The organism is Pseudomonas sp. NFXW11, from assembly GCF_049887815.1.
In the GTDB taxonomy this organism is placed as follows: domain Bacteria; phylum Pseudomonadota; class Gammaproteobacteria; order Pseudomonadales; family Pseudomonadaceae; genus Aquipseudomonas.
This window is the reverse complement of record NZ_JAGEKI010000009.1, coordinates 236,712-247,981: the sequence shown is the minus strand read 5'-3', so window position 1 is coordinate 247,981 and position 11,270 is coordinate 236,712. Positions and strand designations below refer to the sequence as shown.

Genomic DNA, 11,270 nt, shown 5'->3' with positions numbered 1-11,270 from the left:
GCAACTGGAAGGGATAAACAATCGAATAAAGGTCATCAAACGGATGGCGTACGGTTACCGGGATAGCGAATTCTTTTTTATGAAGATCAAGAGCGTCTTTCCCGGTAATCCGTGAAGAACCTTTTTTGCCTCCTCACGGAGTCCCGGGAACCCAGAAACAAGACCGCCTGTTTTTCAGCGCCGGCGAACGCGTCCAGATCGGAAGACTCATTAACAATCGTTAATCGATATGCAGCAGACAGTAACGAACAAGTGCCTGCTCGACGCTTTGCTTATCCCGCAGCACCAGCCCAATCACGATCGCCTGATCCGCGTCTACGATTTCGTAGAACACCCGGTATCCATCGGTGTTGAGCTCACGGTAATGCAGGATGCCCAGGTCGCTTGCTTGAGGGCTGACGGGGTAGCCTAACGGGGCGGACAAGAGCTTGTCCTGAAGAGCGTCAATCACAGCGTCCAGCCGCTCAAAGGCGGACTTAAGGTCGCTATAGTCGGCCAGATGCACAATCTGGTCTTCGATGCTTTGCTGTGCGATTTCGGTGTAGCGGATTGTCAGAGTCGACATCTAACCCACCCTTTTTATTTGTGGGCAAACCTCCTGCTCAAGCGGGCCTTCAGCTCATCAGTCGAACAATGCTTGCCTTGGGCGTACTCGCGCGAACTGACTGCGAGCAATTTCACCAACGCCACTGCCTCGTCGCGACGCTTACGCTCCACGTAAGACTCGACAACGTAAACAGGCACACCGTTTTGCGTGACGACCATTGGCTCCTCTAAAGGCAGGTCGGATGCGTGTCGTTTTAAAAAGCTGACCGTTTCAACTCGCATGAGTGAAACCTCCTACAATTGGCGGCTTGCTCGCCGCCCTGCTACGAACTGATCCTGTGCGACTTCGCCGCTCAGGATTCCTGACGCTGAATATGCAAGATCGCAATCATCCTGCCGGTTGGAACCCTACACTATATTCAGCCCAAATATAGACCGAACATCGAATCCTGATTTCATTAAATATCAAATCATTTCTCTGCTCATTTGCTCGACCGGAGTGCCGTTATTTGCCTGGAGAAAAGCGCGGATTTGTAAGGCGATGCCGCCCCGCGGCGAAGCAGAGTCTCTTTGTTTTGTAGGGTAAATCCGAGAGAATCCCTAACGCCTTTGAGCGCCTTGTACCCCTTGGATCCATCAGGCAGTCTCCCTGGGTCGCTGCAAAATCAGCGGCCCGGATGTGGAAGTCTGGGATAGAGGACGTGCAGTCGTCTCACTCGAACACCCTTGCCGATACGGCTCGGGTGAACTCGATTTATGGCGGCTGTGCGTAGGGCACCCTCGGGTGCGCCGGTTCCTTTAGCCCGGTCTTCCACACCTGCGCACGGCTGCCACCCTCTCATGTGGAAGTGAGATCCGGCGGTTTCTTAAACGCTAAAGGAACCAGTCTCATGAAAAAGCTCGTCCCCGATCCACCGTTCCAAACCGATCGTCCGCGCCGCGACCCGGAACTGGACCACGCCAACGCCAACCTGCTGGCCGCCCTGCACGGCACCCGCCACCGCCCCTTTGGCCTGCGCGACGCCCAGGGCAATGCACTGTTCGCCGTACAACCTCAGGTGAATGCCGAAGACGCGCTGATGCACGTCTCGCTGCTGCTCAAATGCGCCGAGGAGGTGTCCGATGAAATCACCGAACACGCCAGCGGCATCGAACGCGGGCTGATCTGGTCCATGGTGCATTCCGTGGAAATGGCCCGCGCCGTGGTGGACGCCCTGCTCGACGGAGCCCGCCCGGGCCCCTGACCTGACGGGAGACCCCTGTGGCGAGGGAGCTTGCTCCCGTGGGGCCGGCCGACGCTCCCGGGCGCAGCAGTCCCATTTTTGGGGCCGCTGCGCGACCCAGCGGGAGCAAGCTCCCTCGCCACCTATAAAACGCTCGGTCTTGGCTACTGCATCGGTGGATAATCGCCCCCCAACCGCCAGCCACCCCCGAGGCACCCCAGTCGATGGACCCGACGCACACCCAGGCCCTGCAACACCTGCGTACCCTGATCCCCATTGGCCTGCGCCACGCCCAGGCGCTGCTGGAACGCTGCGCAGGTGATCCGCAGCAGGCTGCCGAGCTCTACAAAACCGAACTGACGCAAGTGCTGGCGGATAAATCCGGCCTGCCACCCGAGCACGCCCGGGAACAGTTGCACAACGCCGGCTACGACCTGAGCCGCGCCCTGCAGGCTATAGAAGAAGCGCGCTTCACCCTGACCCAGCGCATTCTGCGCCAGCATCACCGGAACCCGGGCCAGGCCCTGGACCTGATCGCCCAGGCCATCGAAACCGCCGAGCAGCTGCCACGCCAGTACTGGCTGGATTTCGAACGCCTGCAACAGCTGGCGCCAGCACCGCGCTGCTTCATGGTGCTCCACGAGTGGCTGGCCTACGAAGGCTGGGAAGGCTTCGACAGCGCCCTGCACTTTCACCTGCCCCAGGCCATCGCCCAGCTCAGGCACCTGCAACTGGAGGCCCTGGCACACAGCCTGGAGCTGGCCGACCAGCGCCAGCAACAGCTACGGGCAACCCATGCCGAGCGCGAAAGCCCCATCGAGCTGGCCATGCGGATCAATCAGGACCCGCAGTTCAACAGCTGCCAGGAAGGCTTCAAGCAGCAGCGTCCGCAACTCGATGAGCGCCTGTACCAGTGGGTGCAGCTGCATATAGAGCAGTTCCCTGCCTGAGCCAACCCTGCACAAGCCGCTGCTATATGCACTGCGGAAATCGGTAAACTGCCGCCCTCACCGAACACGGACCTCGGATTGCGCCCCCATGGAATTGCACTACAGCATCACCCCTGCCCACACCGAGGCCCGGCTCGCCGAGAAACTGCCCCAGGCCATGCTCGAACATGATCGGCAGCAGGCGCGGATCATGGCCGGCGTCGCCCGCTGGCAGAAGCGCCTGCTGGGCCCCTTGCTATTCGTGCTGTGCCTGATCGGCGGCACCCTGGCGCTGTACGTTCCCGAGCGCCGCTTCACCCCGGAAAAGATCATCGCCCTGGTAATTTGCGGGCTGATTTTCATTCCCCTCTGGTGGCGCTATTCCGGGCGCTGGCTCAACCACCTCCAAGCCCTTGCCGCCGCGCGCCAGGCCCGACGCCGCGCGCCCTTGCGCGAGTTGAACCAGCGCCTGATCGCCGCCCGGCTGCGGGCACCGCTCAAGGCTGCCGAGGGTGCCTACAGCCTGAGCTTCGACGAACAGGGCTTCACCCTGAGCAATGCCCGTGGCGGCAAAAGCAACCTGGCCTGGACGCAGGTCAGCCAACTGCAGGAAAGTGCCGACTGTTATGCCCTGGCCAGTGCCGAAATGGCGCGCAAAGGCCTGGCCTGTCGCATCGCCAAACACAGTGACCTGATGCCGGTCGAGACGTACCAACAAGGGCTGCAAGCCTTTCTCAGCCAATGCCCAGTGGCACCGTCAGCCAACTGAGCGCACCTCGCAACGCCCCCGACGCCCCACAAACGGAATTTGCATGCACAGATCAGCGCCCTCTTCCCACCCAGCCCGCGCACTGGCCATCCTCGGCAGCGGCCACGCCCTGCCACAGCAGGTGCTCACCAGCGCCGAGCTGGACCGCCAACTGGGCCTGGCAAACGGCAGCGTGAAGCGCATCAGCGGCGTGACCCAGCGCCATGTCGCCGCTCCTGCGGACACGGCCGCCAGCCTCGGCGCCAGCGCCGCGCGCCAGGCCCTGCAGGCGGCAGGCCTGGAGCTTGGGCAGTTGGACCTGATCGTCTGCGCCAGCGGCACCATGGACCAGGGCATGCCCTGCAACGCCGCGCTGCTGCAACGGGAGCTGGGCCTGGGGCAGTCGGGCATTCCGGCCATGGACATCAACGCCAGTTGCCTGGGCTTTATTGCCGCCCTGGATACCCTGTCGTGGCCGATCCAGGCCGGGCATTACCGGCGCGTGCTGCTGGTGTGCGCCGATATCGCCTCCTGCGGCCTGGACTGGCAGCAGGTGGAAGTGTGCGGCATCTTCGGCGACGGCGCGGCGGCGGTGGTGCTGGGGGCTGGGGACGGCGGCCAGAAGGTCCTCGCTTCGCGCCTCAAGACCTACGCCGAAGGCGCCGCGCTGTGCCAGATTCCTGCCGGCGGTTCGCGCTTTCATCCGCGGCGCATCGAGGTGCCGTTCGAGCCCCTGACCAGCTTCGCCATGCAGGGCAAGGGGGTGTTCCGCCTGGCGGCCAAATACCTGCCGGAGCTGATGCAAGACCTGCTGCAACAGGCCGGGCTGACTCTTGCGCACATCGACTGGGTGATCCCCCATCAAGCCAGCCAGCAAGCCATGCAGCATGCGGCCAAGCGCTTGAGCCTGGGGCCGGAGAAACTGATCGATATCTTTGCCCGGCATGGCAACCAGGTGGCGGCGTCCCTGCCCACGGCCCTGGATATCGCCGTGCGCGACGGGCGCATTCAACGCGGGCAGACCCTGATGTTGATCGGCACCGGCGCGGGCCTGTCCCTCGGCGGCATGATCCTGGAGTACTGATGAAAATCCTGGTTACGGGCGGCACCGGCTTTATCGGGCGGCATCTGGTGTGGAAGCTCGCCGCCGAAGGTTGCGAGGTGCAGTTCAGCGGGCGCAACCCCGCGGCGGCGGCCGAAGTCATCGCCCACAGCCCGGCACCGGTGCGCTGGCTGCCCCTGGAGCATGGCAGCCCGCAGGCCGGGCAAACCCTGGCCGCAGCCACCCGGGGCCACCAGGCCATGGTGCATTGCGCGGCGCTGTCCTCGCCCTGGGGTTCGCCCCAGGCCTTTGTCCGGGCCAACCTCGATTCCACCGCCGAGGTGATCCACGCCTGCCGGGAAAACGCCATTGCGCGGCTGGTGCACATCTCCACCCCCAGCCTGTATTTCAACTTCAGCGATCGCCTGGGCATCCGCGAAGACCAGCCGCTGCCGCCGCCGGTGAATGACTACGCCCGCAGCAAGGCCGAGGCCGAAACCCTGCTGGCGCAGGCCCAGTTGCCGGAATGTGTGATCCTCCGTCCCCGGGCAGTATTCGGCCCTTGGGACGCCACCCTGATGCCACGCCTGTTGCGGGTGATGCAGCGCGGGGCGATCCCACTGATGCGTGGCGGCCAGGCGCAACTGGACCTGACCTGCGTCGACAACCTGGTGCACGCAGTGTGGCTGGGCCTGACCCAGCCCCTGCCCCGTGCGCTGTGCCTGTACAACCTGAGCAACGCCACGCCCCTGGCCTTCAAGGACCTGCTGCAACAGATGGCCGAGCACTTCCAGCTACCGCTGCGCACCCGTCGCCTGCCCTGGCCCCTGGTGCACGGCCTGGCGCACCTGCTGGAGCTCAAGGCGCGCCTGGGCAATGGCGCCGAACCCTTGATCACCCGCTACGGCGCAGGCGTCCTGGCTTTCAGCCAAACCCTGGACATCAGCGCCATCCAGCGCGAGCTGGGCTATCGCCCGGTGATCAGCCAGGAACAGGGCATCGCCCAGCACGCCCAATGGTGGCTGGCCCAGCAGAGGCGAACCTTATGAGCCGCAGCCTGCGCTTGAAAATCCTCCGGGCCGGCTGGTGCCGGCACCTGGAGTGCATGGCCGACCGTGGCGGGCGCCTGGCGCCGGTGCAGTTTCCGGCACTGTGCGGGCTGATCCAGCACCCGGAGCACGGCTGGATGCTCTACGACACCGGCTACGCCGAGCACTTCTTCCAGGCCACCCGCGCCCTGCCCGAACGCCTCTACCGCACTGCAGTGCCGGTGCAACTGCCGGTGGCGGAGCAACTGGGGGCGCAGTTGCATGAACTGGGCATCGGCCCGGCGGATATCCGCTACGTGATCATTTCCCACTTCCACGCCGACCATATTGCCGGCCTGCGGGATTTTGCCAACGCGCGCTTTATCGCCCTCAAGGCCGATTACCAGCATCTCGACAGCCTGCGCGGCCAGCGTTGGCGCGCCACACTGGGCGGTCATCTGCCCGGGCTGTTGCCGGACGACTTCAGCGCCCGCCTGCGCCTGGCCGAGGCCAGCCCCAGCTGTGACCTGCCGGGCTGGATGGCGCCCTTCGAACAGGGCCTGGACCTGTTCGGCGATGGCAGCCTGATCGGCGTGCCGCTGCCGGGGCACAGCGCCGGCCAGCTGGGCCTGTTCATCCCCGACGCCCAGGGCCGGCCGGCGTTCCTGGTGGCCGATGCCTGCTGGTCGGTGCCGGCCTGCCGTGCCGAGCGCCTGCCGGCCGCACCGGCACTGTGGTTTGCCAGCGCCGACGCTAAGCAGTACGTGCGCACCTACCGGGGCCTGGGGCAGTTGATTCGCCGCGAGCCGGCGGTGGCGGTGCTGCCGTCCCATTGCACCCAGGCCTGGGAGGCATTCACCCATGAACAGTGAACGCCTAGTGGGCACCCTGCGCAGCGTTGGCGCCTTCCTGTTCAGCCGCTACGCCCTGCGCTTTCGCAACCGCCAGCGACTGGAAGCCTGGCAGGCCCGGCGCCTGGCGCACTTCATGGCCCGGGTCATGCCCCATGGCCAGCGTTTCAAGGGCTTGGCCAACAGCGACTTGCAACGCTTGCCGATCATGGACAAAAGCACCCTGATGAGCGACTTCGCCGGCTTCAACACCCGCGCCCTGAGCCTGGAGCAGGTGCTGCCGGTGGCCCTTGAAGCGGAGCGTTCCCGGGACTTCAGCCCAACCCTGGGGGATATCACCGTGGGCCTGTCCAGCGGTACCTCCGGGGCCCAGGGCGTGTTCCTGGTCAGCAGCACGGAGCGCCAGCGCTGGGCCGGCATCCTGCTGGCGCGTACCCTGCCCCGGGCGCTGCTGCCGCGCTTGCTGTGCCCCTGGCTGGCGCCACTGCGGATCGCATTTTTCCTGCGGGCCAACAGCCGCCTGTACACCACCCTGGCCAGCCGCCGCATCGATTTTGCCTTTCACGACCTGACCCTGGGCCTGGCCGCTGCCTTGGAGCGCCTCAACCAACAGAACCCGGATGTGCTGGTGGCGCCGGCCACGGTGCTGCGGGGGCTAGCCCAGGCGGCCCTGGCCGGGCAACTGACGATTCGCCCGCGGCACATCCTCTCAGTGGCCGAGGTGCTGGAAAGCAGCGATGCCGAGTTGGTGCAGCAAGCCTTCGGCCAGAAGCCCCGGCAGATCTATCAGGCCAGCGAAGGCTTTCTTGGCTACAGCTGCGAGGCCGGCACCCTGCATTTGAATGAAAGCCACCTGCATATCGAACCGCAATGGCTGGACCCGCAGCGCACGCGCTTCCAGCCGATCATCACCGACTTTTCCCGGCGTACGCAGCTGATCGTGCGTTATCGCTTGAACGATATTCTGCGGGTGGCCGCGGCGCCTTGCCCCTGTGGCCGCGCAGAACGGGCCATTGCCGCCGTGGAAGGTCGCGCCGACGAGATCCTCTGGCTGCCAAGGCTCCAGGCGCCAGAATCGGCGCCGCTCTACCCCGATGTATTGCGCCGCGCCCTGCTGATGCTGGGAGCGGAACTGGAGGAATACCAGATCCAGCAGCGCGGCCTGTTGTGGCAAGTCGACCTGCGTACGCCGGGCGATTACCACGGGCTGTGCCAACGCCTGGCCGAGGCCCTCACCGAACTCTGCGCACAACAAGGGCTGCAAGCGCCCAGCCTGAGCTTCGGCCACTGGCAAGCGCCACCCGCGCAAAGCAAGCGACGCCGCCTGCTGATGCTGCAACCACCCGAGGGACTGCCATGCGTGTATTGATTCTCGGCGCCCGCGCCCCGGCCTGCCTGGAATGGGCCCGGGCCTTTCGCCAAGCCGGCTGGACGGTCACCGTGGCCGACTCCCTGGCCCAGCCCCTGAGCCGTTTCAGCCGCGCCGCCGAGCACTTCGTGCGCCTGCCGGAACCCCGCCACGACCCGGATGCCTGGATCGACGCCCTGGCCGGGGTGATCCGCCAACAGGCCATCGACCTGCTGCTGCCCACCTGTGAAGAGGTGTTCTACCTGGCCCACGGCCTGGAGCGCCTGCGGCCCTTGTGCCGGGTGTTCACCAGTGATTTCGACTTGCTGCACCGCCTGCATCACAAGGGCGATTTCGCCGCCATGACCCAGGGCTGGGCCGTGGCCGCGCCGCCAACCCAGGTGCTGCACAGCCCGCAAGCACTGCAAGCACTGCAAGCACTGAGCGCCGAGCACGATGCCCTGGTGTTCAAACCGGCCTATTCGCGCTTCGCTTCCCAGACCCTGATCCGCCCCAGCCCGGCGCAACTAGCCAAGGTCCAGCCCAGCAACGCTGCGCCCTGGGTGGCCCAGCAATTTGTCCCTGGCCAGGAATACTGCAGCTTCAGCGTGCTGGTGGACGGCCAACTGCGGGCCCACAGCAGCTACCAGCCGCGCTACCGGGTCGGGCGCGGTTCGGGGATCTACTTCCACAGCTGCGCCCCGGCGCCGATCCGTGCATTTATTGAACAGTTCGGTGCGGCCACCGGCTACACCGGGCAGGTGGGTTTCGACTTTATCGAAGACCGGCAAGGCCGCTTCCATGTGCTGGAGTGCAACCCCAGGGCCACCAGCGGCGTGCACCTGTTCGACGACCAGCGAGTGCAACTGGTGGCGGCGCTCGGCAGCCAGGCCGGCGAGCCCCTGCAGGCCACCCTGGAGCCGCGGATGATCGCCCTGGCCATGCTGCTTCTGGCTGCGCCGCAACGGGCCTTGAGCCGCGAGTTCTGGCACCACTACCAACAAGCCCGGGACGTGATAGTGCAGGACGGCGACCGCGGCCCCCTCACCGCCCAGGTGCTGAGCCTGGCGGAAATCATCGGCCGCGCCCTGAGCCGTCGTTGCGGCTTGCTGGCCGCTTCCACCGCCGATATCGAGTGGAACGGCCAGCCCCTGGGAGCCTCCCAGCGATGAAACTGCTGCTGCCCGAGCAACTGGCTCTTGCCCCCCCGAAACCCGGTGACAGCCGCGCCCGGCACTACGTGCACAGCTGCGCCGGTGGCGCGCTGATCGGCAATGTCAGCACCGCCCTGGCGCTGCTGGATACCGGCCAACAGCAGTTTCCGGTGAGCATCAACCACGGCCACCACCCTGTGGATAACTGCTACGTGGTGTCGCCGCAGACCGCCTACAGCGGCTACGCCCGGGAAGAACTCCAGCGTTTGCGCCGGCCCTGGCTGGCGTGGCCATTGAAGCTGCTGACCCAGGGCGTCGATCGGCTGCTGAGCGCGGCCAAGGTCGACCGGCTGGTGCAGGTCAACAACTGGCTGCTGTCCACCAACCTGTACCCGGCCGATTGGGATGGCTCGGATTTGCCGGCGATCACCGAGCTGCTGCGCCGGACCTTTCCCGACCATGGCTTCGGCTTCCGTTCCCTCAACGACTTCAGCAACCGCGAACTGCGAATGCGCCTGCAAGCCCTGGGTTACCTGGCGATTCCCAGCCGCCAGGTGTACCTGTTCGACGGTCGCGAGGGTGAAAAATCAGCCTTCCTGCGCCATCACAACACTCGTCTGGACGCCACCTTGCTACGCCGCAGCCCCTATAAGGTGGTGCCCGGCAACCAGTTGAACGAGGCCGACTTCCAGCGCATCGAGCAGCTGTACAACCTGCTCTACCTGGATAAGTACAGCCGCCTCAACCCGCACTACAGTGCCCAATGGCTGCAACGCGGCCAGGCCGAAGGCTGGCTCGAACTGCGCGCCCTGCGCAGCGCTGAAGGCCGTATCGACGGCGCCCTGGGCTGGTTCGCCAACAGCGCGCTGATCAGCACCCCCATCGTTGGCTACGACACCGCCCTGCCCCAGCGCGCCGGCCTGTATCGGCAACTGACCCGGCTGTGCCTGCAAGAGGCGGCGGACCGTCGCCAGGTGCTCAACTTCAGCTCCGGCGCCGCCGCCTTCAAGCGCTTGCGGGGCGGTGAACCAGAGATCGAGTACAGCCTGATCCATGTCGCCCACCTGCCCTGGTCGCGGCGCCTGGTGTGGCAACTGATGGGCTTGCTGCTGCAACGAATCGGCGTGCCTTTGATGAGGAAACTCAAACTGTGAACAGTCACTCGGGCTGGTGGCCCGTGGCCCTGAGCCGGCAACTGCACAAGCAGCCCCTGGCCTGCACCCTGCACAACGTGCCGCTGGTGCTGTTTCGCGATGCCCAGGGCGCCCCCGCCGTACTGCCGGACCGCTGCCCCCATCGCTTCGCGCCACTGAGCGCCGGACAGGTGCGCGACGGGCAGATCCAGTGCCCCTACCACGGCTGGCGCTTCGATCCCCAGGGCCGTTGCAGCCAGCTTCCCGGCCAGACCCAGCAACGTTGCAGCCAACCCCTGCTGCAACCCCTGCACAGCTGCGAGGCCCAGGGCCTGGTGTGGGCCAGCCTCGCCGCCGAGCGCCCCGCCGCACCGCCGGTGGCCGCCGCCGAACAGGCCCAGCCGCTGGATTGCTTCTGGATCACCGACCAGGTGCACTGCAGCTTGCAGGACGCCGCGGAGAACTTCCTCGACGGTTTCCACACCCACTTCGTGCACGCCGGCTGGATTCGCCACGACCGCCAGCGCCAGCGGATTCACGCCTGGGTGCATCAAGTGGAAGACGGGGTTGAAGCCCTGTACAGCGAAGAAGGCACCCAGTCCGGGCTGATATCGCGGCTGTTGGAAGGCAATCGCGGCATCAGCATGGGCCGCTTCCGCCTGCCGGGGCTGGCGGAAATCGAATACCGCGACCGCCAGGGCCGGCTCAACCTGCTGGTCAGCGCCTGGCTGAGCCCGGCCGCCGACGGCGAGCTGCGGTTGTTCGCGCGCATCGCCACGGCCCGGGGCCGCCTGCCGGGCTGGCTCAAGCGCGGAGTGCTGCAGCCCTTGTTCAAGGTGATCCTCAAGCAGGACCGGCAGATCCTGGAACAGGTCAGTGCCAACCAGCAGCGCTTTGCCCAGGTGCCGCTGCGCTGGCATCGGCCCACCCCTCTGGACAGTTCGCTTGACCTGCTGGGGCCGTGGATTCGGCAGTTGCTGGAACGGGGCGAACTGCAGGATTTCCAGGAGCGTCGCGAAGCATTCCTGCTGTAATCGACGGCTAAGAAAGGTCTTAATACGACGAGCGGGAGGGTCCCACGGGCCCTTGCAAATAACCCCGCCAGGGCCGGAGCAAAGCCCTGTCCGCCAGGGCTGCAGTACGTCATTGCAAGAACCGATTCAGCCCCCGCCCAGCCTGCCGTTCCTCAGTTCGACGCGCTATATGCAGACGGCGAGCCCGCGCACCGGTATAGTGCGCCCCCTCTTCACGTGGGCAGTCGTCGGTAA

The 11,270-nt window shown here is 65.6% G+C and carries 13 protein-coding genes; 11 read left to right on the top strand and 2 right to left on the bottom strand.

Features of this window, described 5'->3' with window-relative positions:
* On the top strand, positions 1-115 hold a 115-nt coding region (locus J4P02_RS16530), incomplete at its 5' end, for a transposase (RefSeq protein WP_143497295.1).
* 105 nt (positions 116-220) lie between these two features.
* Here J4P02_RS16530 and J4P02_RS16525 read toward each other — a convergent pair.
* Positions 221-565 (bottom strand): type II toxin-antitoxin system RelE/ParE family toxin, encoded by a 345-nt coding sequence (locus tag J4P02_RS16525; RefSeq protein WP_426192100.1) that lies wholly within the window; start codon positions 563-565, stop codon positions 221-223.
* Between the two features lie 14 nt (positions 566-579).
* Positions 580-828, bottom strand: a complete 249-nt coding sequence (locus tag J4P02_RS16520; RefSeq protein ID WP_426192098.1) for a type II toxin-antitoxin system prevent-host-death family antitoxin — start codon at positions 826-828, stop codon at positions 580-582.
* Positions 829-1,436: 608 nt separating this feature from the next.
* On the opposite strand from J4P02_RS16520, the gene J4P02_RS16515 reads away from it, so the two are divergent.
* The 10 genes from J4P02_RS16515 to J4P02_RS16470 all read left to right on the top strand — a co-directional run bounded on the left by J4P02_RS16515 (position 1,437) and on the right by J4P02_RS16470 (position 11,036).
* Positions 1,437-1,790 carry a DUF6124 family protein gene (locus tag J4P02_RS16515; RefSeq protein WP_426192096.1) on the top strand — a complete coding sequence of 118 codons (354 nt, stop codon included), beginning with the start codon at positions 1,437-1,439 and terminating at the stop codon, positions 1,788-1,790.
* Between the two features lie 203 nt (positions 1,791-1,993).
* Positions 1,994-2,719 carry a hypothetical protein gene (locus J4P02_RS16510; RefSeq protein ID WP_426192094.1) on the top strand — a complete coding sequence of 242 codons (726 nt, stop codon included), beginning with the start codon at positions 1,994-1,996 and terminating at the stop codon, positions 2,717-2,719.
* Positions 2,720-2,807: 88 nt separating this feature from the next.
* Positions 2,808-3,467: a hypothetical protein gene (locus J4P02_RS16505; protein WP_426192092.1), complete on the top strand. Its 660-nt coding sequence runs from the start codon at positions 2,808-2,810 to the stop codon at positions 3,465-3,467.
* Positions 3,468-3,510: 43 nt separating this feature from the next.
* A complete protein-coding gene (locus tag J4P02_RS16500; protein WP_426192090.1) occupies positions 3,511-4,530 on the top strand; it encodes a beta-ketoacyl-ACP synthase 3 in 1,020 nt (339 codons plus the stop codon).
* Entirely contained in the window at positions 4,530-5,537 is a 1,008-nt protein-coding gene (locus J4P02_RS16495; RefSeq protein WP_426192088.1) for an NAD-dependent epimerase/dehydratase family protein, read from the top strand. Before J4P02_RS16500 ends, J4P02_RS16495 begins: the two co-directional genes overlap by 1 nt.
* Positions 5,534-6,388 carry an MBL fold metallo-hydrolase gene (locus J4P02_RS16490; protein WP_426192086.1) on the top strand — a complete coding sequence of 285 codons (855 nt, stop codon included), beginning with the start codon at positions 5,534-5,536 and terminating at the stop codon, positions 6,386-6,388. Before J4P02_RS16495 ends, J4P02_RS16490 begins: the two co-directional genes overlap by 4 nt.
* Positions 6,378-7,736: a F390 synthetase-related protein gene (locus J4P02_RS16485; RefSeq protein WP_426192084.1), complete on the top strand. Its 1,359-nt coding sequence runs from the start codon at positions 6,378-6,380 to the stop codon at positions 7,734-7,736. The genes J4P02_RS16490 and J4P02_RS16485 overlap by 11 nt, the downstream gene beginning before the upstream one ends.
* Complete coding sequence (locus tag J4P02_RS16480; RefSeq protein WP_426192082.1) at positions 7,724-8,887, top strand: ATP-grasp domain-containing protein; 1,164 nt, start codon at positions 7,724-7,726, stop codon at positions 8,885-8,887. Before J4P02_RS16485 ends, J4P02_RS16480 begins: the two co-directional genes overlap by 13 nt.
* Complete coding sequence (locus J4P02_RS16475) at positions 8,884-10,023, top strand: hypothetical protein (protein WP_426192080.1); 1,140 nt, start codon at positions 8,884-8,886, stop codon at positions 10,021-10,023. Before J4P02_RS16480 ends, J4P02_RS16475 begins: the two co-directional genes overlap by 4 nt.
* Positions 10,020-11,036: a Rieske 2Fe-2S domain-containing protein gene (locus J4P02_RS16470; protein ID WP_426192078.1), complete on the top strand. Its 1,017-nt coding sequence runs from the start codon at positions 10,020-10,022 to the stop codon at positions 11,034-11,036. The genes J4P02_RS16475 and J4P02_RS16470 overlap by 4 nt, the downstream gene beginning before the upstream one ends.
* Positions 11,037-11,270 lie beyond the last annotated feature (234 nt).